28 protein-coding genes are annotated in these 26897 nt (G+C 48.3%); 16 read left to right on the top strand and 12 right to left on the bottom strand.

Annotated features, from left to right (window positions below):
* Positions 1 to 2: 2 nt before the first annotated feature.
* Positions 3 to 902: a LysR family transcriptional regulator gene (locus AM379_RS20825; RefSeq protein ID WP_014170396.1), complete on the bottom strand. Its 900-nt coding sequence runs from the start codon at positions 900 to 902 to the stop codon at positions 3 to 5.
* 266 nt (positions 903 to 1168) lie between these two features.
* On the opposite strand from AM379_RS20825, the gene AM379_RS20830 reads away from it, so the two are divergent.
* The 3 genes from AM379_RS20830 (at position 1169) to AM379_RS24665 (ending at position 4517) form a co-directional block, all read left to right on the top strand.
* Positions 1169 to 1933 carry an SDR family NAD(P)-dependent oxidoreductase gene (locus tag AM379_RS20830; protein ID WP_014170397.1) on the top strand — a complete coding sequence of 255 codons (765 nt, stop codon included), beginning with the start codon at positions 1169 to 1171 and terminating at the stop codon, positions 1931 to 1933.
* A 143-nt stretch (positions 1934 to 2076) separates the two neighbouring features.
* Positions 2077 to 2946, top strand: a complete 870-nt coding sequence (locus AM379_RS20835; protein WP_106504177.1) for an aldo/keto reductase — start codon at positions 2077 to 2079, stop codon at positions 2944 to 2946.
* Positions 2947 to 3260: 314 nt separating this feature from the next.
* Positions 3261 to 4517 (top strand): mechanosensitive ion channel family protein, encoded by a 1257-nt coding sequence (locus AM379_RS24665; RefSeq protein WP_020882422.1) that lies wholly within the window; start codon positions 3261 to 3263, stop codon positions 4515 to 4517.
* Positions 4518 to 4683: 166 nt separating this feature from the next.
* On the opposite strand, the gene cspE is transcribed toward AM379_RS24665, so the two are convergent.
* Complete coding sequence (cspE, locus tag AM379_RS20845; protein ID WP_014170400.1) at positions 4684 to 4896, bottom strand: transcription antiterminator/RNA stability regulator CspE; 213 nt, start codon at positions 4894 to 4896, stop codon at positions 4684 to 4686.
* Between the two features lie 589 nt (positions 4897 to 5485).
* Between cspE and AM379_RS20855 the strand changes: the two genes are divergently transcribed.
* Positions 5486 to 6091, top strand: coding sequence for a transporter (locus AM379_RS20855; protein WP_106504179.1), 606 nt, complete (start codon positions 5486 to 5488; stop codon positions 6089 to 6091).
* Between the two features lie 317 nt (positions 6092 to 6408).
* Here the strand turns inward: AM379_RS20855 and AM379_RS20860 are convergent, their stop codons facing one another.
* Complete coding sequence (locus tag AM379_RS20860) at positions 6409 to 6942, bottom strand: hypothetical protein (RefSeq protein WP_106504180.1); 534 nt, start codon at positions 6940 to 6942, stop codon at positions 6409 to 6411.
* 254 nt (positions 6943 to 7196) lie between these two features.
* On the opposite strand from AM379_RS20860, the gene AM379_RS20865 reads away from it, so the two are divergent.
* From AM379_RS20865 to AM379_RS20880, 4 genes are all read left to right on the top strand, one after another.
* Positions 7197 to 7862 (top strand): Crp/Fnr family transcriptional regulator, encoded by a 666-nt coding sequence (locus AM379_RS20865; protein ID WP_052955247.1) that lies wholly within the window; start codon positions 7197 to 7199, stop codon positions 7860 to 7862.
* Positions 7863 to 8166: 304 nt separating this feature from the next.
* On the top strand, positions 8167 to 9132 hold the full coding sequence (locus AM379_RS20870) for a nucleoside hydrolase (RefSeq protein ID WP_106504181.1): 966 nt from the start codon (positions 8167 to 8169) through the stop codon (positions 9130 to 9132).
* Positions 9122 to 10105, top strand: coding sequence for an adenosine deaminase (gene add / locus AM379_RS20875; RefSeq protein WP_106504182.1), 984 nt, complete (start codon positions 9122 to 9124; stop codon positions 10103 to 10105). Before AM379_RS20870 ends, add begins: the two co-directional genes overlap by 11 nt.
* A gap of 62 nt (positions 10106 to 10167) precedes the next feature.
* Positions 10168 to 11316 carry an MFS transporter gene (locus AM379_RS20880; RefSeq protein WP_025203962.1) on the top strand — a complete coding sequence of 383 codons (1149 nt, stop codon included), beginning with the start codon at positions 10168 to 10170 and terminating at the stop codon, positions 11314 to 11316.
* 181 nt (positions 11317 to 11497) lie between these two features.
* On the opposite strand, the gene AM379_RS20885 is transcribed toward AM379_RS20880, so the two are convergent.
* Positions 11498 to 11977 carry a MarR family winged helix-turn-helix transcriptional regulator gene (locus AM379_RS20885; RefSeq protein ID WP_106504183.1) on the bottom strand — a complete coding sequence of 160 codons (480 nt, stop codon included), beginning with the start codon at positions 11975 to 11977 and terminating at the stop codon, positions 11498 to 11500.
* 140 nt (positions 11978 to 12117) lie between these two features.
* On the opposite strand from AM379_RS20885, the gene AM379_RS20890 reads away from it, so the two are divergent.
* Complete coding sequence (locus AM379_RS20890) at positions 12118 to 12939, top strand: alpha/beta fold hydrolase (RefSeq protein ID WP_014170403.1); 822 nt, start codon at positions 12118 to 12120, stop codon at positions 12937 to 12939.
* Between the two features lie 75 nt (positions 12940 to 13014).
* The gene (locus AM379_RS20895) at positions 13015 to 13782 is read left to right on the top strand and encodes an alpha/beta fold hydrolase (RefSeq protein WP_020882412.1); all 768 of its coding nucleotides are present in this window, start codon (positions 13015 to 13017) and stop codon (positions 13780 to 13782) included.
* A 106-nt stretch (positions 13783 to 13888) separates the two neighbouring features.
* Here the strand turns inward: AM379_RS20895 and AM379_RS20900 are convergent, their stop codons facing one another.
* The gene (locus AM379_RS20900) at positions 13889 to 14830 is read right to left on the bottom strand and encodes an MBL fold metallo-hydrolase (RefSeq protein WP_032680872.1); all 942 of its coding nucleotides are present in this window, start codon (positions 14828 to 14830) and stop codon (positions 13889 to 13891) included.
* Positions 14831 to 15004: 174 nt separating this feature from the next.
* Between AM379_RS20900 and AM379_RS20905 the strand changes: the two genes are divergently transcribed.
* Positions 15005 to 15901: a helix-turn-helix transcriptional regulator gene (locus AM379_RS20905; protein WP_049023745.1), complete on the top strand. Its 897-nt coding sequence runs from the start codon at positions 15005 to 15007 to the stop codon at positions 15899 to 15901.
* A 39-nt stretch (positions 15902 to 15940) separates the two neighbouring features.
* Here AM379_RS20905 and AM379_RS20910 read toward each other — a convergent pair whose 3' ends face one another.
* From AM379_RS20910 to AM379_RS20920, 3 genes are all read right to left on the bottom strand, one after another.
* On the bottom strand, positions 15941 to 17146 hold the full coding sequence (locus AM379_RS20910) for an NAD(P)/FAD-dependent oxidoreductase (RefSeq protein WP_063214328.1): 1206 nt from the start codon (positions 17144 to 17146) through the stop codon (positions 15941 to 15943).
* Positions 17147 to 17282: 136 nt separating this feature from the next.
* Positions 17283 to 18035 (bottom strand): SDR family oxidoreductase, encoded by a 753-nt coding sequence (locus tag AM379_RS20915; RefSeq protein ID WP_063934297.1) that lies wholly within the window; start codon positions 18033 to 18035, stop codon positions 17283 to 17285.
* Positions 18036 to 18072: 37 nt separating this feature from the next.
* Positions 18073 to 18420 carry a MerR family transcriptional regulator gene (locus AM379_RS20920; RefSeq protein WP_020882407.1) on the bottom strand — a complete coding sequence of 116 codons (348 nt, stop codon included), beginning with the start codon at positions 18418 to 18420 and terminating at the stop codon, positions 18073 to 18075.
* A 248-nt stretch (positions 18421 to 18668) separates the two neighbouring features.
* On the opposite strand from AM379_RS20920, the gene AM379_RS20925 reads away from it, so the two are divergent.
* A complete protein-coding gene (locus tag AM379_RS20925; protein WP_063934295.1) occupies positions 18669 to 19559 on the top strand; it encodes a GNAT family N-acetyltransferase in 891 nt (296 codons plus the stop codon).
* A gap of 247 nt (positions 19560 to 19806) precedes the next feature.
* Here AM379_RS20925 and AM379_RS20930 read toward each other — a convergent pair whose 3' ends face one another.
* Both AM379_RS20930 and AM379_RS20935 read right to left on the bottom strand, forming a co-directional pair.
* Positions 19807 to 21009, bottom strand: a complete 1203-nt coding sequence (locus tag AM379_RS20930; protein WP_063214325.1) for a sensor histidine kinase — start codon at positions 21007 to 21009, stop codon at positions 19807 to 19809.
* Entirely contained in the window at positions 21006 to 21692 is a 687-nt protein-coding gene (locus tag AM379_RS20935) for a response regulator (protein ID WP_047356792.1), read from the bottom strand. The genes AM379_RS20930 and AM379_RS20935 overlap by 4 nt, the downstream gene beginning before the upstream one ends.
* Positions 21693 to 21797: 105 nt before the next feature.
* Here AM379_RS20935 and AM379_RS20940 point away from each other — a divergent pair, with 105 nt between their 5' ends.
* Positions 21798 to 22574: a MipA/OmpV family protein gene (locus AM379_RS20940; protein WP_063214324.1), complete on the top strand. Its 777-nt coding sequence runs from the start codon at positions 21798 to 21800 to the stop codon at positions 22572 to 22574.
* 46 nt (positions 22575 to 22620) lie between these two features.
* Here AM379_RS20940 and AM379_RS20945 read toward each other — a convergent pair whose 3' ends face one another.
* Complete coding sequence (locus AM379_RS20945; protein WP_063214323.1) at positions 22621 to 23511, bottom strand: LysR family transcriptional regulator; 891 nt, start codon at positions 23509 to 23511, stop codon at positions 22621 to 22623.
* 75 nt (positions 23512 to 23586) lie between these two features.
* Between AM379_RS20945 and AM379_RS20950 the strand changes: the two genes are divergently transcribed.
* The 3 genes from AM379_RS20950 (at position 23587) to AM379_RS20960 (ending at position 26001) form a co-directional block, all read left to right on the top strand.
* Positions 23587 to 24252, top strand: coding sequence for an NADPH-dependent F420 reductase (locus AM379_RS20950; RefSeq protein WP_158701865.1), 666 nt, complete (start codon positions 23587 to 23589; stop codon positions 24250 to 24252).
* A gap of 18 nt (positions 24253 to 24270) precedes the next feature.
* Positions 24271 to 25152, top strand: a complete 882-nt coding sequence (locus AM379_RS20955; RefSeq protein WP_025203947.1) for a helix-turn-helix domain-containing protein — start codon at positions 24271 to 24273, stop codon at positions 25150 to 25152.
* Between the two features lie 102 nt (positions 25153 to 25254).
* Positions 25255 to 26001 carry an SDR family oxidoreductase gene (locus tag AM379_RS20960; RefSeq protein ID WP_063214321.1) on the top strand — a complete coding sequence of 249 codons (747 nt, stop codon included), beginning with the start codon at positions 25255 to 25257 and terminating at the stop codon, positions 25999 to 26001.
* A gap of 142 nt (positions 26002 to 26143) precedes the next feature.
* On the opposite strand, the gene AM379_RS20965 is transcribed toward AM379_RS20960, so the two are convergent.
* Positions 26144 to 26866 (bottom strand): SDR family oxidoreductase, encoded by a 723-nt coding sequence (locus AM379_RS20965; protein ID WP_063214320.1) that lies wholly within the window; start codon positions 26864 to 26866, stop codon positions 26144 to 26146.
* Positions 26867 to 26897: the final 31 nt, after the last annotated feature.

Here is a 26897-nt window from a genome sequence, read left to right on the forward strand (position 1 = left end):
CTTCAGGGATGTTTGTAATGGCGTAGCGCGTCGACCACCAGCTGGAATGCTTTCGATAGATTTCGGTTCTCGGGATAGTAAATATAATAGCCATCCCAGTAGGGGCACCAGTCGTCGAGCACGCTAATAAGCTCCCCACGGGCAATATGCTTTTCTGCGATATCACGCGGAACATGCGCCAGGCCGTACCCTTCCACTGCAGCCTGAAGGCACTGATAGATCCGGCTAAAGACCAGCTGGCCAGTGACTTTCACGTTCAGGCTTTTACCCTCTTTTTCAAATTCCCAGACGTATAAATTGCCATGCGTAGGAAACCGCAGGTTGATGCAGTTGTAATCAATCAGATCGTTAGGGTGCTGCGGCTGAGGATTGCGGGAAAAATAATCAGGTGAGCCGACCACGGCAAAACGGACATCCGGGCCAATACGCACGGAAATCATGCCGTTGGAGATCTGTTCCCCCAGACGGGTTCCTGCATCAAACCGCCCGGAAACAATATCCGTCAAGGCATAGTCATCAATCAGCTCCAGACTAATGTCAGGATATTCTTTAAGCAGCGGTTCCAGCTTCGGCCAGATAACAGACCCGATAGCATAATCTGACGTTGATATGCGCACCGTACCCGCGGGTTTGCTGTTGAGATCTTTCAGGGACTGCAAACGACCCTGAATACCATCGATGTAAGGCCCCAGGTCATCCAGCATGGACTGACCAATATCGGTTAACGCAATACTGCGCGTGGTGCGAGTCAGCAGTTTCATCCCCAGACGAGATTCGAGGGTACGCATAGTATGGCTCAGGGCTGACTGCGACACGCCTAATTGGGCCGCAGCTTTGGTGAAGCTTTTTTCGCGCGCAACGGCAATAAAAGCCATTAAGTCATTAAGATTTTCTCGTGCCAATCTGGGCCTCTGATATCCGGAAAAAATGGGTGGCTGATTCATCCCAATACACTGTCTCTTCAGACGAAAAGCGTTTTGGCGGTATGGCGTTCATTATAAATGACGGCCGCCTGCGCTGTACGAGAAGCAGTCTATCTAATTTATGAAAATTCCTCATTACTGCATTTTGATTTAGTCAGTTTTAACAACATCACATTTCCCGCAGAATACTTTTACACAACGTGAGACGTCTTCATTGCACGTGATTCCACGGTAAGAGGTATCAAATGGTTAAGTATGATTTTAGTGGCAAGGTGGCGCTGGTCACCGGCGCGGCTTCCGGTATGGGGCTCGCGACCGTCAGGGCATTTTGCGAATCTGGCGCAACGGTGGTGATGGCGGATATTCGCGAGGATGCGTTATCTCGCGAAGCGGATGCGCTACTGGCTGAAGGGTATACCGTGAAACCCGTCGTCTGCGACGTGACTGACGAAGAGCAGGTCAGACGCATGATTGAGAACGCAGTACAGGCGTTTGGTCAGCTCGACGCCGCCTATAACAACGCCGGTATTCAGAGCCCCATTGCAGAAACCGCAGATGCCAGCGGCGAAGAGTTTGATCGCGTCAACGCGATTAACCTGCGGGGTATCTGGAACTGCATGAAATATGAGCTGCAACAAATGCGCCGTCAGAAAAGTGGCGCTATCGTTAACTGTTCGTCTCTGGGCGGGCTGGTCGGCATTGCCGGGCGCGGCGTTTATCATGCGACAAAGCATGGCGTCCTCGGGCTGACCAAAAGCGCAGCGCTGGAATATGCCGCACGTGGAATACAAATCAACGCCGTTTGTCCCGGCATTATCCGCACGCCAATGGTCGAAAATATGCTGAACAGCGAGCCTGACGCAATGGCCGAGCTCATGAAACTGCAGCCAATTGGTCGCCTGGGCGAGCCCGAAGAGATCGCGCGCGCCGTCTTATGGTTGTGCAGTTCCGATGCCAGTTTCGTCACCGGACAGGCTCTGGCAATTGATGGCGGTTATACGGTTCAGTAATCAGATGTCATTCTGGTTTATTCCCGACAGGGTGTAGACCAGCGTATTCAGCGATTTGAAAGAATAAAGACGATTACCACGGGTTCGTCGTGGTTCTGTTTATACTTTTGAATGGTGTCTAAACAGGGTGGAGGGACTCTTCAGTGGAATATACAGTATTAAGCAACAACCTCAGAATGCCGATGGCGGGTTTTGGTGTTTTTCAGGTCACCGATAAAGAAGAATGTAAACAGTCAGTGCTGAGCGCCATTCGTACAGGCTATCGCCTCATTGATACCGCAGCAGTGTACGGCAATGAAGACGCCGTGGGCGATGCCGTTCGTGAAGCCATCGCTGAAGGTCTGTGTACCCGCGAGGAGTTATTTATTACCTCTAAGCTGTGGGTGCAGGACATGGCAAGCTACGAGACCGCCAAAGCCGGTATTGAGGCATCGTTAAAAAAATCGGGATTAGACTATTTCGATCTCTACTTATTGCATCAGGCAATGCGCGATTATTTCAGCGCGTGGCGGGCTTTGGAAGATGCGTATGATGCCGGAAAGCTAAAAGCGATTGGCGTGTCTAATTTCTACGCCCACGTGCTCACCAATTTCTGTGAAACGGTCAGAATTAAGCCCATGGTAAATCAGGTGGAATTACACCCTTACTTTGCGCAATCTGACGCGCTTGAGACCATGAAATATTACAACGTTCAGCCAGAAGCCTGGGCACCACTTGGCGGCGGAAGGCACAAACCGTACGAAAATGAAATGCTCGAGGGGATTGCCGAAGCGCATCAAAAAACCATCGCTCAGATCATTCTGCGCTGGAATGTGCAACGTGGCGTTACCGTCATTCCTAAATCCACGCACCAGAACCGGATTGAAGAGAACCTGGCTATCTGGGACTTCTCCCTGAGCGATGCCGAAATGGCACAAATCAGTTCGCTCGACTTAGGCTATGTTGGCGATGCGGTTAAACACTTTAACCCTGAGTTTGTTCGCGGGTGTCTGGGTGTAAAAATCCACGACTAAGCGCGACGCGGCGTGCCACCCTCTTCCACTTCTGCAGAGAATGTAACGCCCCTCTCCCTGCTTCGGTACCGAACAGGGAGAGGATATATGTTTTAGCGATCCAAATGCTGAAGGTGGACATCGTCTGCTTTTATTGCCTGGAACGGTTCTGGAAATAAAGTTACCGACCGAAACAAAATAGGTCTGTGCGACTTAGGATTCAGGTCGTGGACTTGTCTGTACCGGATATGCCATTATATGATTTGGTTAAATCTTTGTATTTATCTTTTGAATAAGGTTAATACAAACTGGCATACTTATTCAGGCGATAAGCGATGGTGTACTTGGATTATTTATTAACATTTATAGAAAGCAATCCGGCTCTGGCCATTGGATTTAATCTTATTCTGTTGGTCATCTCAGGTTTCTTTGCGCACCTGATGTGCAAATTCCTGCTCATAAAAATCGTCCGTAAGGTCTTCTTTGCCAGCCATAAACAGGATGTCCCGCTGGAAAAAGATCGTCGCATAGCCGAAAAGCTGTCGAATTTCATTCCGGTTATTATCGTTTATTACGTCCTGCAGTTTATGCCCAATATGCCTGCATCGCTGGTGACGGCAATAAATACCATTTGTGGGATTTTATTCTTTATTTTTCTGTCGGTTTTCTTCAATGAGATGCTGGATATTGTCAACAGCTCATATTTACGCAAGACGAAGCGCAAAAATCACTCTATCAAAGGCTATATCCAGATAGGGAAAATATTTATTCACGTCATCGCCGCGATCATGATCCTTGCCGTCATGTCGAATAAATCCCCCGCGATTATTATTTCCAGCCTCGGGGCCGTGGCGGCCGTGCTGATGTTAGTCTTTCAGCATACCCTGCTTTCGCTCGTTGCCAATATCCAGCTTTCGTCAAATGACGTCCTGCAGTTGGGGGACTGGATTGAAATGCCCGATAAAAACCTGAGTGGCGAAGTGACCGACATTGCGCTGCACACCATTACTATCCGTAACTGGGATAACACGATCTCGCGTATCCCGACCAAAAACTTTCTGACCGAAACGTATACCAACTGGCAGGCCATGTTTTCGTCAGGCGCACGCCGGATTATGCGCAGCACCACAATCGATCAGCACTCCGTTACATTTCTCACGCAGGAAACGCTGGCCCCGATGCTGGCCCTGCGCGGCACGAATGAACCGCTGGCAAAACTCATCGACGGACGTGATCCCATGGGCGTACCGGACAGTTGGTTTATGGATAATGGCCTGACAAATTTAACGCTCTTTCGGCACTACCTGATGGCCTGGCTCGCCGATCGGCCTGATATTATCAAAGATATGTATATTGTGGTGAGAACGCTGAAGCCTACGCCGTCGGGTATTCCCCTGGAAATTTATTGCTTTACCTCTTCCGTACTGTGGATGGAGTATGAGAATACTCAGTCAGCGATATTTGAATACATCACCGCTGTCGCCGGTCAGTTCTCGCTCCGCTTATATCAGTATCCGGCAGGACATGATTTCTGGCGTTTATCACAGGAACACAGCCTTCGGGACCGCACCCCACCTCCGGGTGAAGGTTAAGCTTTTTTGAAAACAGGCCGGTCAAACGGAATAATAGACAGCCTATCACCATCCTGAAGCAATAAAAAAACCCGCACTCGGCGGGTTTTTTTATTATCGGTGAAGCTTAACTGCTCAGACGCGCGTCTTCATCGCTATCGTAAGGCTCACCGACAATGTGCGCGACTTACAGCGGAGAAACGTTACCCGCTGCTGGGCCTTTAGCGCCATTTTCAATGGTGAAGGACACTTTCTGGCCTTCATCAAGAGATTTGTAGCTGTCGCTCTGAATAGCAGAGAAATGTACGAATACATCTTTGCTGCCGTCGTCAGGAGTGATAAAGCCAAAACCTTTATCAGAGTTAAACCATTTTACTAAACCAGTCATTTTATTAGACATAGATAATTCCTTATTTTTTGAGCCACTAAGCGCGGCGATGATGGCCTGTATTTAGAGAGTAACTTATTTGGCACTTAGGAGGAGGCTCACGAAGAAGAGTATCTATTGATAACACCTGAACTGAGGACTGCTTTACTAAACTGCTTTAATAAGGTCTGTATTCCAAACCGATGACGCTATTTAGGCACAGAAAAATTTTTTAAGCAAAGTTTTTATTTTTTATTATAACCACTTAAACACCCGGACGGCTGAATGGCTATGGAAATTAAGGCGCTGGAGCAGCGTATTCACGCCCTGTTTAGCTAAAGCATACTTCCCCTTTTGAGGGTGGATACCCGTCTGACGATGGGTCATCGTATGCGCGTGACTGCTCAACCAGAGGCTGAACTCGTGTGGCATGGGGTTACATCGCTCAGGCGACTTACCACCTGGATTTCTGGTGCAAGGCTGAAGTCTGAGGTGGAAAGGTAATGCGCCCTCGCTAAGTAGCTCAAAATGCTTAAAATTCATGCCTATAGCGCACAAAGTGAAATAGATTTTCGTTCGAAGCCACTTATCATAGGTGTTTTGAATGAAAGTGGTGGTGTTAATGTCTGTGCTCAAAAGCTTTTTCTTCTTTCTTTTCGCGTCAGCAGCCTGCACTGTGCCCGTGCTTTGCCTGTGGGCGGATATCTATTTATTTAACCTGGATATACCGGAGATATCGCTGACCGAAATTGTGCAGGAATCAGTTTTAGGGGGCATCGTATTTATACACTTCCTGCTGGCGAAGAAATGGGCATTCATGCGCTATTGCAACATCCTGATTGGCGGCTTTTTCCTCTCCATGCTGATTCGAGAACTGGATGCATTTTTCGATCTTCTGGCTCACGGAAGCTGGGTATGGTTTGCACTGCTTTCCGCCGTTTGTGCTTTGCTTTATCCCGTTATCCATTATCGTCTTACCCTTACGCAACTGGCAGGCTATACCCGTACCCCGTGGTACGGCGTGATGCTCAGTGGTCTGCTGGCAGTCCTGGTCTTCTCCCGGCTGTTTGGAATGCACGGATTGTGGTACGCGATACTTGATCAAAGCTACGTCAGGGTGGTCAAAAATGTCGTGGAGGAAGGCAGCGAATCATTCGGGTATATGCTCTGCCTTATAGCATCTGTAGGGTACTACTGCTCTTTCTGGTCGCTCCCCCGCCAGAAATGATTCTGGTATTTAGAGAGCACGATAAACACGCCAATCTTCCTGTGACGATGAGTTGAACGCCACAGGGAGAGCGGACTTCTATTCTCAAAAGCAAACGTTGTAGCGCCCAATATAATACGTTACATCTCTCTTAACGCCATCCGCGTGCTCCGTGTTCAGGTAATGCCCTTATAAAGTGAAAAAGAATCAATAGTCGTTGAACAGATGAAGATAAAAAAACAACATCAAAAATCTCTTCTTCAGATTTTTAATGGTGAAGTCAATCTCCCTCGCAGCAAAAATTCACGTGATTATATGTGAATTCGCAGACTAACATCTTAACGCTCTATTAATTCGGCGAATCTCTCAAGAAATGCACTAAATGCAGCTTTCGGTAGCATCGGAACGACTTTAATTATAACCGATGGTGATATATCTCGCAGGGAAGGATAGTCTAATACCTTTTCCATACCCAGATTCCTCGCTTCAGTAGCGAGCATGATCCGATCAGCATGCTTAACTTCTGAGGCTTTACAGGAGGAAATATTAAATTTCACTCTGATCAATGACTCAATTTCTTTCTCAAGGTTTATATACTGCGGCATACATTTTTTTAAAGGAGAAGGGAAATCTTTTATGTAAGCCTCGGTGGCATCATGAAGAAGCCCTTCCAGAGCCAAATGCACTGGCGTTAAATAACTTACCAGAACGGAATGCTGAGCCACTGAATAGAAACTTTCGCATTGCCCACCAAAACGGCATTCATTTGACAAGCCCTTAGCGATATCAATTATATCTATATCATTTATACTGAGATTAAGAAAATCAATTTTCTTGCCGCTAAAAGTAACGATAGTGGTTGCTGAATGCATAAAACCGCCCCAAATAAAATAACTCTCAGACCATTTACCTGGAGTATAAAAAACGCTTTATCGAAAAAAAAGGACGCATGTCCTTTTTTCGAAAGGAGTTTTATTATAAGAGTTGATGACGATTTGAGAAAATGGTATAGATGCGCCAGAAATATCATCGCTGACAGGTTAACCTGGGGATGACAGGCATATGACTTGAGATTATTTCATGCGCAATCTATAATAATTCACAAACAAAGCGTTGAGTCACCTTTATGAAATCATTACAAATAGATTTATCACATTCTGACATTCTGAACTCTAAACTTAAATTCATTTTACCAGATGACATACTCAGCAGAGCTAAATTACTGATTTTTAATAAGGGAGAGATTTTACTCCACCAAGGAGATTCCCCATCGGGAGTTTACTGTTTAATTAAAGGTAAGGTACAAATAGAGCATTTATCTAAAGATGGTAAAGATATTACTTTTTGTATAGAAGAACCTCTCTCTGTGATTGGTGCCATTGAAATTTTCCAACATGATAGCACCAGCAGAAATCTGAGTACAGTAAAGATCCTTAAGACGTCAACGATAGTTTATTTTTCACTTAACTATATAAATACTATTGGATTAAATGAGCCAGTTTTTCTTCGTTTTCTTTGCAAACAACTTGCAAATAAATTATTCATCTCTTCTCAATTAAAAACCACTATGTGTTTAAGTTCATTACAGAGAGTGTCAAATTACCTCATGAATGAATATAATAAACATGGTTCCGTTATCAGGCTTGAGCGAAGAGAATTGGTCGCCTCATTTCTTTCCATTTCGGTGAGACATCTCAATCGAGTTTTAGCAGAGTTACAAGAAAATCAAATCATAGAACTCAAGAATAAAACGATTATAGTGAAAGACAGTGAATTATTAAAGCCAGAGTAATCTGCAAATAACCTTCGCACCACATTCTACCACAGCCGCTTTCAACGCCATCGGAAGATGGTTCATTTATATGAAGCCTTTTTTAATCACAAGTTTTTTATTTTATAAAAGCACTAACCATATATAAAAACTATGGCGCGCGATTTTTTCACAAATATCTTAGCGAAGTTAGCGCTCAGAATACTAATCGTTATTGAAGCGAGACCGACTGGCATGTCCACTAAAAAGAGATAGATGTCCTTTTTTTTGGATGCATTGTTCGTCATCTTATCTCGTGACAAGCTTCCTTACTGAGAGAAATACTATGAGAAAATTACTTATTGATACTGATACCGCTTCTGATGACGCAGTCGCTATTGTGATGGCACTCAGAGAGCGTACCGTTAGGGTTGAAGCAATCACAGTAGTCGTTGGTAACTGTGAGATCGAACAGTGTGTTCAAAACGCATTAGTGAGTATTGAAAAAGCCGGAACATATGCTCCTCCTGTATTTTCCGGAATGACAAAGCCGCTTTTTAAAACCCACTTCACTTCTCAGCATATTCATGGCAAAGATGGTATGGGTAATATGGAAAATCCCCCCACCACCCTAAAGTCGGAATCACTTCATGCGGTAGATGCGATTCTTCTTTATGCAGAAAAATTCAAAGGTGAACTTGAGATCGTTACCCTGGGACCTCTGACTAATCTGGCAATGGCAGTACTGAAGGAACCAACGCTTGCGAAAAAAATTAAACATGTTTATATCATGGGCGGTGCCGGCCTTACTTCGGGAAATATCACGCCTCTGGCTGAGTTCAATTTTTTTGTTGATGCGGAAGCCGCAAATATAGTGATGCAATCAGGGCTCCCTATGACAGTCGTTGGGTGGGAAATAGGCATGGGAGAAGCTTTCATTAATGAAGATGATATAGCATACCTCAATCAACTGAGCCCCTTGGGTCAGTTCGCCGTAAGATGCAACAAATCCTTGATGGAGTTTAATGCAGGCCGAACGGTACGCAAGGGTTTTGATTTGCCAGACCCCACCACCATGGCAGTAGCGCTTTTTCCTGATATTGTTGAGGAGGCGTTTTCCCGTTATTCCTGGGTGGAGTACAAATGTGAGTCATCGTATGGACATTATGTTATCGATGCGACAAACCTTACAGGGAAAGCACCTAATGCCAGAATTATACTTAAAATAAAAAGTGGTATGTTCAAAGAGAAATTATTCTCGTTACTCGCAGACTCCGCAATGATGTATAGAGGAACTTTAGATGTATTTTAATTCCCGAAGGATTCCGAAAATTGAGCTTCACGTTCATTTGGATACTTGTATTAGCTATCATTGCGCAAAAATGCTGATGCCTGCACTGAATCTTAAAGTATTTCAGTCGAATTTTATCGCACCGAGTCAATGTACTGACCTGGGAGATTTTTTAAGAAGAATTTCTCCGCAGCTGAGCTTATTACAAACCCACACTGCATTACGTCAGGCCGTCGAAGACATGTTTGATCAACTCCATGCTGATGGGGTAATTTATGCTGAGTTACGCTTTGCGCCACTCTTACATCTTAATCAATATCTTACGGCTGAAGAGGTCATTGAAACCGTCCTGGATGCCATGCAGATAAATAGCCATATTTTTGATATCAAAGCCAATTTAATATTATGTACACTGCGTCATTTTACGGCAGAACAGAGCCTTGAGACGGCAAGACTGGTGACAAAATACCTGCATTATGGGGTTGTCGCGCTTGACCTTGCAGCTGATGAAGCCCGCTACCCGCTGGATAACCATGTTGAGGCGTTTAATTATGTACGCCAGCATGGAGGCAACTGTATCGCACATGCAGGAGAGGCTAAGGATTTCGTCAGCGTAAATGAAACGCTTAATAAACTGAAAGTTTCTCGCATCGGACATGGCGTCAGAAGCATTGCTGACAGAGCGACACTAGATCGGTTGCTTGAAGAGCATATCCATCTGGAGATTTGCCCGGGTTGTAACATTGTCTGTAATATTTATCCTTCCATTGAAGAGCACCCTGTTAATGCGCTTTTTCGTGAAGGCATTTCATTAAGCATTAATACTGATGCCAGAACCGTTGCCAACACCTCACTGGATAAAGAATATCAACTATTACATCATGTTTTTGGATGGGACACAGAAGAATTTCTGGTTTGCAATATCAATGCTATTGACGCATGTTTTGCCTCGCTACCGCTGAAGAAACAACTCAAAGCCAATCTTACGGGGTGATAATCCCAGACATACATTTAAACAACAGGCATGAGCGCTCATTACATCGAATATGAAATAACATGACCACATTTTTGTATCTAATACTCTGTGCGATGTCTACCGCCGCCGGCACCGATATGGTTTTGCCTGCTATTCCACTTTTTGCTACAGTCTTTAATACCTCATCGGAGATATCACAAAGGATACTCTCCATATATGTAGCAGGTAATGCCTGTGGTTTATTACTATTTGGTAACCTGGCCGATCGCTTCAGCAAAATCAGGATGCTCTTCTTTGCGCTACTTTTATTTTCACTAACTTCTTTTGGTTGCGCGTACGCTCCAGAAATAACACTTCTTTTAATATTACGATTTATACAAGGGATGGCTTCTGCTGCAGCATCAGTTTTCATCCCTGGATTTATTAGAGGTTTGTTTCCTCATCGGAAGGCAGCCCGGGCAATTGGATTGTTAGGGAGCATACAGGCATTAGTTCCGGCGATAGCCCCTGTAGTAGGTACACTTATCCTGCAGTTCTTTAACTGGAGAATCACGTTTATCTCTCTGGGCGTACTGACGATGGCTTTAGCTGTAATGATAAGGTTTGCAAAGGGACCAGAACGAAACCCAGGCCAGCACACGCCTGGAACGTACGTACAATTATTGAAAAATGCTGTTTATCTTCGCTATGCATTGAGCCAGGCTTTGGCCGTTGGCGGTCTGATAACGTTCGTATTCGGAGCACCAAGCGTCATTATCCTTTCCATGGGCGGGAACCTGAATGACTTCATCCTTATGCAAATGTTGAACGTAGGAGGTTACATCATCGCCGCCAACATTTCTCCGGGGTTGGCTGAACGTTTTAGCCATGAAAAAGTAATTCTTGCCGGCACGCTTATGGCATTGCTCAGCGCCTTCGCGCTATCGGGATATGGTTTCCTGAACGGAAGCCGGGCTTTTGTTATGACCATACTCTTTACGCCAATGGGTTTTGCGCTGGGGTTAAGGGGCCCCGTCGCCTTCTACAGGGGTATCGTTTCTGCAGGCAGTAATGATGCCAGAGGATCTGCGCTTATGATTTTCCTCACCTTCATAACGACTGCGCTGGGGTCACTCATAACTGGACATTTTATTACGGGTGGGCTCACCCCTCTTGCCATGTCAGTCACCGCCATGTTCTTACTGTCATTTTTGCTTTTTGTGTTATTGCCAAAACTGAACCGCCAGTGAATAAACAACAATGGGTAAGTCAATATTCTTTACAGCAGTGCATGAACGCTGTTGAAGAGTCGCTTCGGGGCGCAGCGGACATTGCACCCGCCCACCCCGGCAGTTAAAGCAAAGTAACTCCCCGGTACCTGTCTTGTCAGTCACCAGACGTACACTTATCAGGAACCCGAATCCGCCTCAATCAGGATAGGTCATCGGCGTCCGGTTTCTGCGCACGGTGGATCTTGTCACGGATCTTATTAACTGATGCTTTGATGTCAGCAATGATGTCGGCGTCCATCCCAAGGGTATCCACAATACAGCGCGTGATAGTGCTGGTCTCGCTTTTCAGCGCCTCACCCTTCTCCGTTAGGTGGATAAGCACTTCGCGCTCATCCTTCGGATTGCGTGTCCGGGTGATCAACCCCGCAGTCTCCAGCCGCTTCAGTAAAGGGGTCAGCGTGCTGGACTCAAGAAAAAGAATTCCACTCAGTTCCTTCACTGTTCGCCCATCCTGATTCCACAAGGTGACCATTACCAGATACTGGGGATAGGTCAGGCCAAGCTTATCGAGCATGGGACGATAGAGCTGGGTAAAAGCATGTCCCGCTGAGTAAAGAGAGAAACAGAGCATACCGTGCACATCGGGCAGGGAATCCTCGGAAGTAGTGTGTTTAGTCATATGTCCTCCAGTCCCCCTAAAATAATTTGCATACGATTTAATTGCAAGCGATTGACAAAGGCAAAAAGGGCTGCCATATTCATTTGCACACAAACAAGTCGCACACAAACTAATAGCACAACACATGACAGGAGAACGAAATGACAACTTTCACCACCACAGACGGAACAGGCATTTTCTACAAAGACTGGGGTTCAGGTCAGCCTATCCTCTTCGCTCACGGATGGCCGTTATCGTCTGATGCCTGGGATCAGCAGATGCTGTTTTTCAGCCAGAAGGGTTTCCGGGTCATCGCACACGACCGTCGCAGCCACGGGCGTTCGGACCAGACTTTCCACGGTAACAATATGGATCAGTATGCGGACGATCTCGCTGAGCTGATTGAGGCGCTGGATCTGAAGGATCTGATTTTAGTGGGTCACTCTACAGGGGGCGGCGAAGTTGCACATTATATCGGTCGTCATGGTACCTCACGTGTGGCTAAAGTCGTTCTGGTCGGCGCTGTCCCTCCTCTGATGCTCCGGACGGATGCCAATCCTGACGGCACCCCGATGGAGGTGTTTGATGCCATCCGCGAAGGCACGGCCAAAAACCGCTCACAGTTTTACTTCGACCTGACGGTTCCGTTCTATGGCTTCAACCGTGACCATGTCCCCACCAATGACGGGTTGCGGGAAAACTTCCGCAGAATCGGCCTGCAGGGCGGTATTAAGGGGCAATATGACTGCATCCATGAGTTCTCTGAAGTCGATTACACACACGACCTGCAACAGATTGATCGCCCTACCCTGATTATTCATGGCGACGACGACCAGATTGTCCCCATTAAGGCATCTGCACACCGCGCCGCTGAGATCGTCGCGAATGCGACGCTGACGATATATGCCGGCGGTTCACATGGACTGGCGGAGACAGAAGCCGATCGCTTTAACGCTGACGTACTGGCCTTTATTCGCAGCTAACAAGGTGGCCTGTTCCAGACAGGCCGCAACCATCATACGCTTAGCCTTTAAACTGAATTGAAAAGAGGAACGATCATGTCCAAATTTGCTGCCTCCCTTGCCGTTGCCACCGTTTTGCTGTCTGCCAGTGCTATCGCAGAAACCGCTAAGCCGACTGTTGTCCTGGTTCATGGTGCCTTTGCCGACTCTTCTAGCTGGAATGGCGTTACCCAAATCCTGCAAAAGGACGGGTATAACGTCGTCGCTGCGGCGAATCCGCTGCGCAGTGTTTCGACTGATGCGGCTTACGTCTCTTCCGTGGTGAACAATATTAAGGGGCCGGTCGTCCTTGTCGGCCATTCCTATGGTGGCCAGGTCATTACGAACGCGGCCCGTGATACAAACAATGTGAAATCGCTGGTGTATGTCGCCGCATTTGCTCCGGATGCCGGTGAAGCGGCGGCCGACCTGGCCGGAAAATTCCCTGGCGGCACGCTTGGCCAGGCGCTCGCCGCACCGGTGAAGCTGGCTGATGGTAGCGTCGATCTCTCCATCGACCAGGCGAAGTTCCACCAGCAATTCGCACATGACGTTTCAGCTAAAGAGGCGGCGCTGATGGCCGCAGGGCAAAGACCGATTACCGAAGCGGCTTTAACTGAAAAGTCAGGGGCACCTGCCTGGAAAAAACTGCCCTCTTACTTTATTTACGGTGACGGCGACAAGAATATCCCCGCCCAGGGTTTGCGATTCATGGCTGAACGCGCGGGCTCAAAACACACCGTGGTGATCAAGGGCGCATCCCATGTCGTGATGGTTTCTCATCCGCAGGACGTTGCCACACTTATTGAGGAAGCGGCGAAGTAAACATCGCTCTCCCCCCTGAACGCCATCCCTCGTCTGAGGGATGGCCGTATTAGTAATGCCTCTTATGTTCCTGCCGGTATCCGTGAAAATGACATCAGCGGTATTCTTAATAATCCCAGGGACCTGGAATGCAACGGAACGTATCGCCGTCGACAGCAACATGGCAGACAGACGGGAATGAGAGATGAGTAGCGATCAATGACTCCCTGTTATCTGCCAGTTCCTGCAGCAGACGAATGCGAATCTGTGCCGCTTCTTCGGGATAATGGTCGAAACCATTGAACCAGTCAGGATGTTCAAACCCAACCTGGAAAATGGCATCGCCGGCAAAGGTGAGTCGTTCCCCCTCAGAGGCCAGCCTTACCACGCTGTGTCCGGGAGTATGCCCGCCTGTACGAACGACACGCACGCCGGGAGCAACCTCGTATTCCTCTTCGAATGTATGCAGTTGAGTCTGGTACGCTTGCAAAAACTGGGTAGCGGTTTGGCGCAGCGCTTCCGGAAAACCAGGCGGCATGGAAACCTGTGAAAAATCGGGGTCACGCCAAAATTCCACCTCAGCAGCAGCGACATGAATGCGAAGGTCTGACCGCATGCGCGCTTTCACACCCTCAATAAGCAGCCCACCAACGTGATCCATATGCAGATGCGTGATAATCACATCCGTGACGCTGGCAAGATCTATCCCCGCTGACGCCAGGCGGTTAACCGTTCGCCCGGCGCGGGGTAAATCAGGGAAAGCCTCCCCCATCCCTGCATCAACCAGGATCGTCCGGTCACCGCTATGCACGAGAACCACATTTAATGCCCAGTCGAGAAAATCGGCAGGCAGAAACTTATCTTCAAACCAGTGGGTACGTTCGGAGGCCTCCGCGTTATGACCCAACATGGGTCCAGGTAATGACAACACGCCGTCACTGATCACCAGAACATCAATCTTACCGACCTGTAGTGCATAACGTGATGGCACCTTTTCATAAACGGCTTCCACATGCGAGGTACCATTAACAGGTGCTAACGACGCTGCATCATTCTTAGATATCGCCATATTTCCTCCAGACAACATAATTAATCGATTTAAGGGTATACACACCGTAGAAATGACTTTTCCCCCTCTGTTATTTCCCATCATCAAAAATAAACATGCAGACAGAACACAATGAAACAGGGTTAAAACATCGCTATACTCTTAGGATGCCCACTGTTATTAACAGGTATACTCATGAAAAATCATGACATTCCTCTTGACGATGCCGTTCATAAAATGGCTCAGGTATTAAAGAACCGACCTGAATTAGGTATCGACAGTGGAGATGCGCTGCAAATTCGCTGTTATCACTGGCCGCATGGGCCATTACATGAAACTATCCCGCCACTCGATCAACATGTGATTATTGCTCACGTTGGACATATGCAGCGTGTTGAGCGAAAAACGGAAAATAAAATCGTTAAAAACACGATCCGGAAAGGCGCCATCACGACAATTCCTCAGGGAAGTACGTCTCGCTGGGATATTGCTGGTCTTGTAGATGTTATGCATTTATATATTCCTGATAATATTTTCGCCGATCTTCTGAATCAAATGGAGATACCCACTGCAGAGTTACTCTTACGCACAGCGCATTTTGATGAAACGGCATCAAAAATTACGCTGGCCGTTGCGGAAATCATTTCGGACAATAACAAAATTAACCAACTGCTCTGCGAGCACTTAACGCTGTCATTAATATTACAGTTAATAAAAAACCACTCCAACACGCTGACAGCCGCAGGTCAGTCGCAAGGAGTATTGTCTTCGCGCGCATTAAAAATGGCGCTGGAAAAACTGGATAACAGCCCCATAGGGGATGTCACGATTAAATCACTGGCTCTTGAGCTGGGAGTTTCCTCAGCTCATTTCTGCCGTGCCTTTAAAAACAGTACCGGCTTAACCCCGTACGGGTGGCTTAAGCAGCGCGTAATGGAACGCGCTTTCCACGAGTTACAACACTCCGATAAACTGATTACAGAAATTGCCATTGAAAGCGGCTATGGCTCGCAAAATGCATTTACCCAGGCCTTCAGAAAAATAACAGGCTTGACCCCCGGTCAATGGCGTGAAAAAAAGAACACACGTTGATGCTGCCAGCCGCCAGGCAGCATCAATAGAGATGCCCTGTTACGGAACAATAATATAATCAGGGTTGGCAACAGAAAACATTTTCTCTCTGTCGGGTTCTGGCGGATAAATCCACTGAGTATTAATTTCCTGCTTTATTTTTTTCGCTTCAATGCCCTGGTACATAACCTGATGATCCCAGCCTTCCGTGTAGACCGCCCCCCATTTGCCCAGATCAAGACAGGTAACATATTTTGGCTGGCTGTAAGGATGCAGCGGTAATCCCAGTATTTCTGCTGCCGCGTTATGACCGGCGACGCGCCCCAGGCTCATCGCATGCTGGCAGGACATGACGTTATAATTACCTTCATCATCCGTAGGGACTTTTACGGTATCGCCGGTAACGAAGATACCCCTGGCGGCAGGTGCCCGCAGATACGCATCCCCTATAACACGACCCAGATTATCGTGGTCGCCCGGGATGAGAGCGGCTAACGCGCTGGCCCGCATTCCCGCCGTCCATATCACCGTTTTGCTGGGGATAAATTCATCGTCCGAAAGCATCACCCCCTCAGCGTTGATTGCGCGCACTCTGACGCCCGTTCGTACAGTCACGCCATTACTGACCAGCGCCTGATTGATGATCTCACAGGCATCCTCGCCCATCGCCAGACCAATTTTGTTCGAACTGTCCACAATAATAACCTGCAAATGGTGCTCCGAACCCAAGAGGTCTCTGAGGCGTTCCGGCATTTCAGTGGCGGTCTCAAGCCCGGTCAGGCCCCCACCGGCGACAACAACAGTATTTCGTGCGACAGAATCAGGCTCTGAAGCTAACGACATGAGGTGTTGCTCCAGTTCATGAGCAGCATTCAATGAGTTCACGTCAAAACTGTATTCCGTGATCCCCGGCAGTTCAGGGTGAAATGCCTGGCTTCCGGTGGCCAGCACAAAACTGTCAAAATTAACTGAGGTTTCGCCACTCTCTTTTTTTACCGTGATAGTTTTATTTTCTGCATCAATATCGGTGACATAACCGGCAATATAGTGCACACCCGCAGCCTCAAGAACACGCAGAATAGAGGGTGCCATATTTTCCAGTACGGCTTCATACAATCTTGGACGAATGGTTAATGCGGGTTCCGGAGAAACCAAAAAAATCTCAATCCGATCATTTGCCTTTTCCATATGTACCAGCCTTGCTGCTGAAATGGCGGCCCACATACCTGCAAAACCCGAACCGGCAATAATAATACGTTTTTTCATAGCGATACCTGTTAACAGCGGATGATGAAAATGTCGTTACCGCACCAAGAGTAGTGAAAGTCAAACCTGCCTGCTCTAGCAAAATTGATGTGCTTTAATCAAATTTGATGTTTTTTTATCAGCGCTGCACGCGTCGCTAAATTTGTCCCATTCCGCCATCGACAGACAGGTCGATACCCGAAATAAAACTGCTTTCATCCGATGCAAGAAACAGCGCTGCCGCGGCAACCTCGTCAGGCTTGCCTAATCGACCTAACGGAATACGACTTGCGATGCTGGCGTCAAAAATCTCGCGATCGCTCAGGGAAACGCCCATTTTACTGATTATCGGTGTAGCGACGGGTCCTGGGCTCAGGCAATTCACGCGGATCCCACGGCCTTTAAGGTCGGTCGTCCAGCTGCGGGCAAAAGATCGCAGCGCGGCTTTTGAGGCGGCATAGATATTGTGGCCATCGAACCCTTTATAATGCGCAATGGAGGACGTTAATATTATCGAGCCACCGTCGGACATTAACGGGAGGGCCTGTTGCACGGCGAAAAACGTCCCTTTTACGTTGATATCAAACTGCGTATTAAAATCATCTTCGGTGGAGGCCGGGAAATCGGAAAGCACAATAACGCCGGCATTTGCAAACATCACATCCAGCTTGCCGTACTTTTCGTTAATAATGCGAAACAGGTTTTCATGGCTTCGTATGTCACCGATATCATGTTTTATTGACAGTGCATTATCGTCACCGAGCTCATTCATCGCCTGCTGCAGGGTTTCTGCATTCCTGCCAGTGATAATCACCTTTGCACCTTCTTCACTAAACCGTTTAGCCGTGGCCAGCCCGATACCGCTACTGCCTCCGGTAATTAACGCGACTTTATTGTCTAACTGTTTCATGATGATATTTCCTGTTATTACTGCTCAGACAGAGCGATCACTCGTAGGCGTGAATACGCGTGGCAAGTGTATTTCTGCGTTCATTAAGTAATTCGATAAGCGTGTCCAGTGCCCGAAGTTTTTCTCTGTGCTGCGCCAGACACTGGATAAAACGCGCATCATCCATGTCGCTTACCTGAGAAAACTTTTCCAGCTCTGCAATCTGTCGGGTACTGAACCCACATTTTAAAAGCGAGATTATCCATCTCACTTTCTCGACGTCTTTCGCGTCGTAATTCCGATAACCGTTGTCCAACCGCTGAGAAACAATCAGTCCTTTAGCTTCATAATGTCTTAGCACTCGGGTGCTGACGCCAGTGAGCGCCGCCAGTTCAGATGGTCGCATACCTTTCTCCTCGTCATAGATGCACTCTACAACATTGACACTAGTGTCAATGTAAAGAGCATAGCGCTAGCTGGAATGTAAGCAGATATTTCATGAGACAGGCAAAATTAACTCCGCCAACGAAGATTGCAGCAATCTTGATTTTGCCTTGACCGTTTATTGATTAACGGTCGGGATAATCCGCCTGTTCAGACAGAACTGCCCGGCGCTGACAGCGCCCTCTGATGAGATTGCAAGGAGAAACAATAATGGGCTTCAGACATTCGCTTTTTGGATGGGAACGTTCAAACTTCACGCATTACCAGGCGGCTTATTATAAGTACGGCGGCAGTGTTAATACTCACCCCGACATTATCAATTTCTTTATGCAGAAGAAGGAAAAAGATTTCGCATTCTGGCATTACCGACGCGATGGCGAGATCACCGCAGCGTACTTTACCAGTGATGAAAATACCTTCGGCCTGAATGTCTGGCGCGATTACCCGGTATCTTATGATGAAATTATTATCCCCATGGCTGCCGATCAAAAAATCGTTCTGCCAGTAAAAACAAACCGGCTGTCTTCATCGCTGCGTGGGAATATAATAAATGCCACCTATGCTTTTCGTGAAAAACGTAAGGTTTGCCTGATTAAAACGTCTTTCTCAGGTAAAACGGTGAAAAAAAGAAATGGAGAGCTAAAAAAAATGCTGGCTGCGGGCGGAGAATGCATACCGCTCAGAGAGATGTCACCGGCGGATATTGCTGATATTTACGTGCATCTCTTCAGGCTGCGTTTTGCTGACAGCGTCAGATGCTATAACAGGAAAAACATCACTGAACTGTTAACCGCCCTGCCACATATGGTCACCGGTAATGTACTTTTCTTTGAAGGTGTCCCCGTTGCGATAGATCTCGTACTGTATGCCCGTAGTGAAAAAAGTCTGTATTTTGATGTTCCTAACGGAGGGATTGACCCGTCGATCACCGCATTCAGCCCAGGAAGTCTGCTCATGTGGAAAAATATTGTTGATGCACGAGAAGTGTGTCGCAATGAAAATAAGGCAATGCAATTTTCAATCGGGTTGTATGAAAAAAAATGGGACTATAAACTGCTTTGGGCCGAAACCCGGCCTACAGGTAAATCACTGGTTCTTTAAACTGTATTCGCCGCCCTGCCCTCAACAATTATTTATCTCCTTTCGGCGCATCCAATAAAACAATAATGATAACCTGAAATATGACAATCACCGGTGCGATGTACAGTAAAAAACATCCACATCGTACCATTTTACGAAAGGCAGAAAGCAGAGAGAGAAGTAATTCAGGTGACATGGTAAACCCCCGTTTACCATGTATTTAAACTCAATTTTTACAAGATTCAGTTCACCCTTTGTTAAGGAACCGTCAATGCTGTCCCTTTTCGCTTAGCGGTATCGTCATCGTGAACGATAGCCCTCCGCTGGCATTCCGTTCTGCAAAGATAGTACCGCGATGCGCCTCGCATATCGCTCTGGCAATAGAGAGCCCAAGCCCGGATCCACCGGTATGTCGTGAACGGGACTGCTCCTCACGCACAAACGGTGAAAATATGGTTTCAAGCAGTGCGTCCGGGACTGCCGGACCGTTGTCGCGGAAAATAACGGATACCTTTTTATCGCTGACATGATAACGAATATCCAGGATGCCCCCTTCCGCAGCGTAACGCAGAGCATTGTCCATCAGGATCAAAAAGACCTGGCCTATCCGGTACGGATCAACCCGACAGGTCACAGATTCCCCCTCATGGTAGATAATGTTCACGCCCACCCTTTGGGCTGAAGGCATCGTCCATGCCACTTTCTCACGGATTATCTGGTCCAGGCTGGTTGATACCAGGCTCAAATTCAGCTGGTTGGCATCAGCCAGTTTTAACAGATGCAGATCGTCAACCAGTCTGTTTAAATCATTCATCTGCTGCATAATCATGTTCAACTGGGCCTGACTGGGTTCAAATACGCCATCCATAATGCCCTGCAGACGACCGATGGCAGCCGTCAGCGGCGAGCGCAATTCATGTGCCATGATCACATGCGATTTTTTCAAATCTTTCTCGTAGCGTTCCAGCTGCATCGACATCCCGTTAAAGTTCTCGCTGAGGCTACGCAATTCAAGCGGCAGATTGTCCGGGACGGGCACACGGGTCCCAAACCCGCCTTCAGCAACAGACCGTGCCGCACCGGCAAGCCGGCTAATATGATGGGAAATGGGTCGCGCTGTTTTCAACGTAAGCATAAAAATAATCGGTATGAATATCAGAACCAGGATGCCAAGAATGACCCAGTCCTTAATCCCCATCGTCGGATCTGAGTAGGACAGCCCATACCAGGTGTCGATAATTTCATGATAGCGGTTGATGTTCTGTTCAGGGTGCTTGCTCAGAACTGAGAGTTCAGCCCTGACGGCCTCTGGCATCCGGTAGGCGTGCCATTTGTTTTCAACAAAAAATCGCACCCACATAAAAAAGGCGATAAGAATAATACTTCCGACTGCCAGGGATATCAGCCGCTTGCATATCCAGTTCCACAGCGTACTCGGTTCGCCTCGTGGAGATAACGTAAACTTTTTCATGCATTTGCAAATCGGTAACCGATCCCTCTTACGTTTATCAGCAAATCAGTCTGCCCCGCTGACTCGAGTTTTTTTCGCAAGTTATAGATATGCGTGTCCACAACGCGCTCCAGGGCTTCACTTTCTGGGAGACACGCTTCAAGAAGCGCCTGACGGGTGAAAGCCTTATTCGGTGACTTAAGAAATGTCATCAGCAGCAGCAGTTCCGTCGGCGTTAAATCCAGCGCTGTCCGTTGCCCGTTATCGCTCTCAACGCTTACCGTCATGGACTCTGTATCTGCCTGCAGTCCCCGGTACTCAATAAGCGTGCTGCTGCGCTCGCCGGAATAACGACGGAGTACAGCATGGACTCTGGCGACCACCTCACCCGGGTTATAGGGCTTCACCACATAGTCATCCGCGCCAAATCGCAGGGCGCTGATTTTGTCGCTGCCGTCGCGGATGGCGGTGATCATAATCACGGGAATATCACTGCGCCGGCGCAGGGCCAGCAGAACATCGTTCCCGCTCATGCCGGGCAACATCACATCCAGTAAAATAATGTCGGGCTTCCAGCTGAATGCCAGTTCAAGCCCCCGGTTACCGCTGCTGGCCGAAGAGGTCTGAAACTGATCGCGCTTAAGGTAAGCCTCAAGCACATTCGCGGCATCCAAATCGTCTTCAATAATTAAAACACGTTTCACATTCGCACCTTGATGGAATCTTGATTAAATCTTGCAGGAATATTGATTGTCCGCCCGCATACTCCGCAATTCATAGATATAAGCATAATTCATTCAGGAAGTTTTATGAAGGAAATAAAAATCGCCTTAGTAACACTCATCGCAGCATCGTTCGCTTCACAGGCATCATCAGATAAAAAAGCATCTTATGTCACGATTGGCGTGGGTTCACAATATGCGCCTGAATATACCGGCTCGAATAAATATGATGTCAATACGCTGCCGTATTTCGGATGGACTCACGATGACTGGTCCGTCAATACCGACAAAGGTATCGTCTATTCCCATCAGTTCAGTAATGGCGTTTACCTGGGGCAAGCTCTGGGGTATTCCCTTGGCCGCACGGATAGCGGAAACGCCTGGCTTCAGGAAGGCTCTGATAAACTTAAAGGTATGGGTAAGATTAATACCGTAATGAATACCACCACCACGGCAGGATGGTGGATGGCACCCTGGATAGGCTTTGAGGGAAATATTACGGCACCGCTGACGGAAAGCCAGGGAATGCAATATAAAATTAAACTTAATGTCGTTCTTTTTGCTAACGATACAGATACTCTGCTAATCAGTACCGAAAGAAAATACGGCGACGCACGGTATAATAATACCTGGTTTGGGGTGAATGAAAATCAGAGTACCCATTCCGGATATAGGTCTTTCAACGCGGGTAGCGGATTAAACAGTGTGAATTACGATATTAACTGGCAACACACATTTAATGATAACTGGTCCGGCTATGCAGATTTAGGGTATATCACGCTTGCAGACCGTGTAAGCAGCAGCCCCATTGTGCAAAAGGATGAATATCTTCTCTTTACCGTCGGGGCATTTTATACATTCTGATGCAGGATATCGGTTATCTGGTGCTCTGACCGCCAGATAACCTGGTTTACTGCATTTTAAGCTTATTAATAAACCAGCGTCCGGCTGGCCCTGGAGGATATTGCGTCATATGTACCGCATGCATGGAAAAACCAGGGCCAACATCGGGCTGCATCTCCAGGTTCAGGATAACCAGTCTGCCATTAGCAAGATCGTCCTCAACCATAGGCAAAGGCATATAACCCCAACCGAGGCCCGCACGCAAGAATGCATGTTTTGCCCCCATGTCACCCAAACGCCACGTCTTAGCCGACATCACACCAAAGTTGCGCCCCGCCGTGAGTGATGAGCGGTCAGCCAATACAAGCTGCACAGCGTTCTCCATAACCGGCCGAAGAATTGGGCCAGCCATTTTAGCCAAAGGATGATCGGGTGAGACCACAGCCACGGCAGGTACACTGAGCAGGAACTCAGAGGCACACCCGGTCGGAACATCCGGTAGCGAGCCGATAATCGCGACCCGACAGTTGCCGGCCAGCAACGGCTGAAGTACCGCCCCCAGCGCCTCAACATAAAGACGCAACGGTGTGCCAGGAAAGGCCAGATGAAATTCCTTCACGACTGCGGTCAGGACTTCTATCGGAAACATCACATCCACAGACACGGCGAGTTCGGGTTCCAGGCCTTCTGCCAGGATTCGCGCCTTAGCCTTAAACGCGTCCATTCCGGCAAGCGTATGGCGTGCGGCCTCCAGTAAGGCTGCCCCCGCCTCCGTCAGTTTCGGGTAACGTCCCGTTCGCTCAAATAAAGGAAAGCCTACCTGAGATTCCAGATTTGCCAGCGTAGCGCTAACGACGGACTGCGCCCGGCGAAGTTTGCGACCTGCGGCCGAGAAACTGCCTTCATCAACTGCAGCAATGAAAGTACGCAGTTGATCAATCGACATACCATCCAGCATGTATCGCCCCTTTAGATGTATACCATCTAATTATATAGGCTACACAGATAGATCGGTGAGCACTATTCTCCTTTCATGTTCTCAAGCAACGTCGCCAAACACATCAACGCATCTGTTCATTTAAGGAAACAAATTATGAAAACAAATACTGTCGGCATTATTGGTGCAGGCGCCATCGGACAAGCTTTTGCCCACCAGCTGGTCAACGCAGGCGTGAATGTCATCCTCAGTAACAGTCGTGGCCCGGACAGCCTGGCTGAAGTTGTTGAGGCATTAGGCGACAAAGCTCGCGCCGGAACGGTACAACAGGCTGCCGAAGCCGAAATCGTTTTTATAAGTACCAACTGGAACAGAACCGAGGCCGCATTAAGTGGGGTGAACTGGGAGGGTCGTATTCTGATTGACGCGACTAACCCGGTACTTTTGCCGGGCTACACCCTTGCAGATCTGGGGGGTAAAAACTCATCCCAGCGCGTTGCAGAATGGGCAGCGGGAGCCCGAGTCGTCAAAGCCTTCAACACGCTTCTGGCAAACGTTCTTGCGCAAGATCCGTCCCAATCTGGCGGGCGCCGCGTGGTCTTTATGTCCGGCGACCACGCTGATGCAAAAGCGGACGTTGAGGAATTAGCCACCCGAATGGGCTTCGCCAGTATAGACTTAGGGAGTCTTGAGATTGGGGGATATCTGCAACAATTCCCGGGTGGTCCCCTTCCCGCGCTAAACCTTGTGAAACTGGCTTAAGAGACGTTATTGACAAATATGGCTCAACGTACTTCCGCTGAATCATTCGAAGCGTACATTCCGGGCGAATTGCTCAAGGAACATCGGGCACAATCTTCCCGGGATGTCTTCATTCAAATTCTGGCGCGTCGACAGAGGCAGGACAACGTTATTATCCCGGCCGTGCCAGAGCCTTTTATTGTCTGGATACTCTCTGGGCGGGCCGTCGTTGAAGAACGGCCTCTGGGCGGAGAGTGGTCAGAAAACCACGTTACCGCAGGTGATTTTTTTCTCACGACCGACACCTCTCCGACAGAGATGAGATGGCAAGCCGAGCCAGACAGCCCTTTCATCGTTATGCACGTCTATATTGGTGTGTCCATGATGCAGGATATTGAGCTGCGGGAAGTGTCGGGCGAACGCGATGAAACACTGTCAGCCCTGCTGGAACTTATGCGCGCAGAGCTTTATTTTCAGCACCCACCCAGTGGACCTTACATCCAGGGTATCGCTCAAGCCCTTGCCGTACATCTCTCCCGTGCTTACCGGACATCGGCAAAGCGACACCACGGTGGGTTGCAGGCATATAAATTACACCGGGTATTTAAGGCGATGCATGAAGAGCTGGCTCACCCCTTTGACTTAGCACGTCTGGCTGGCCTTGCCGAGCTTAGCGAATTCCATTTCAGCCGGGTCTTTAAACAGTCTACCGGGCTTTCGCCTTCCCATTATTTTATCCGCTTGCGAATGGAAGAGGCGCGCCGCCTGTTGTCCGAGACAGAGGATTCGATGATCAGCATAGCCCTGACCGTGGGCTACAACAGCCCCAGCCATTTTGCTGCCATATTCCGCAAGCACACCGGTATTTCGCCCTCCCAATATCGCCACGAAAATATGCGTAGCAAAACACCGACAGTGTGAGCAAACCACCGCGCGAAGAGAGTGCCTTTTGCAGACATGATTGACCCGAACTTCAGATGTTCTTTGCTGAAGCGCTGAAACAAACGCATAAGAGGATCAATCATGGAACTCAACGGTAAATCAGCCATCGTGACCGGTGCATCAAGCGGTATCGGCGCAGCCACCGCCATTAAATTGGCCAGAGAGGGGGTCAAAGTGGGACTCGCGGCCCGCCGCCGGGATCGTCTCCAGGCGCTGGTGTCAGAAATCAAGGCCTTCGGCGGAGAAGCCATTGCGCTGGAAATGGATGTGACTGACCAGGCGTCAGTCTTCGACGGCGTGAAGAAACTGCACGACGCCTATGGCCACATTGATATCGCCTTCAACAATGCCGGACTCATGCCCATTTCAGACATCGCCAGTCTCAAACTGGAGGAGTGGCATCGTATGGTTGATGTCAATATTAATGGCTTAATGAACACGGTTGCCGCGGTACTCCCTGTGATGCAAGCGCAAAAGTCAGGGCATATCATCAATACGTCCTCGATTGCGGGCAGAAAAACGTTCGCTGGACTCGGGGTATATTGCGCGACGAAACATGCGGTAGCCGCATTTTCAGATGTATTACGCATGGAGCTTTCGTCTCAATACAATATTCGCGTAACCTCACTTCAGCCAGGCGCGGTTGAAAGTGAATTATTCGAGCACATTACTGACGAAAACTACCGTGCACAGATGGAAAACCTGAAGGAACACATGACGTTCCTGAAGTCAGAGGATATTGCTGATTCCATCCTTTATGTGCTGCGCGCGCCGGACCATGTCAACGTGGCAGAATTGTTCATCATGCCCACAGAGCAGCAGTGGTAAGTTTGTCATGCGGGCCAAACCGGTTGTCTGGCCCGCGTTATGACCTTTTCAATACACATACAATTTTCACCCTGCACCCTGTGACGCGACAAAAAAAAGCTGCCTTACAGGCAGCTTTCGTGGTGCATATGCGTTAGCCAGTTCAGTTCGCAGACGCGGTAGGTCGAATCGTGATTTCTGTTGTATCAACATTTTCTGGCGCTTCAATCACTTGCCGAACAGCGCGGGCAATATCAGCCGGCTGGAGTGCAATGGAACGGTATACCTCCATTGCCGCCTGCGTTTCCGGATGAGTAATGGTCGAGGCAAGTTCGCTTTCCACCACACCGGGGTTGACGCAGGTGACACGGATGCTGGCGCTTTCCTGTCGCAAGCCATCTGAAATCGCCCGAACGGCGAACTTTGTGGCGCAATAGACGGCGGCTGTCGGCACCACAGAGAGCGCGCCGATAGAGCCAATATTGATTATCTGACCGGAGCCCTGCGCTTCCATGGTGGGAAGCACGGCGCCAATCCCCCATAGTACGCCCTTGATATTCACATCAATGGTACGTTCCCATTCATCATATTTACCCGCTGCCAGCGGAGAAAGGGGCATTATTCCCGCGTTGTTGATCAGAACGTCAATACGCCCCCACGTAGTCAATGCCGCCTGCACGAAATCAAACATCGACTGTCGATTTGTGACATCCAGCTCGCAGGCTTCAGCATGCCCGCCTGTACTGCGGATTTCTGCAGCGATAGCTTCAATACGATCTTTCCTGCGTGCCCCAAGTAATAACTTCGCGCCTGCATTGCCAAGCTCTCGTGCAATACCCTCTCCGATACCGCTGGATGCACCGGTGATCAAGATGACTTTATCCATGATTTACTCCTTCAGTTGAGTTCAGAGGGAT

Source organism: Enterobacter cloacae complex sp. FDA-CDC-AR_0132, from assembly GCF_003010695.1.
In the GTDB taxonomy this organism is placed as follows: Bacteria; Pseudomonadota; Gammaproteobacteria; order Enterobacterales; family Enterobacteriaceae; genus Enterobacter; species Enterobacter ludwigii.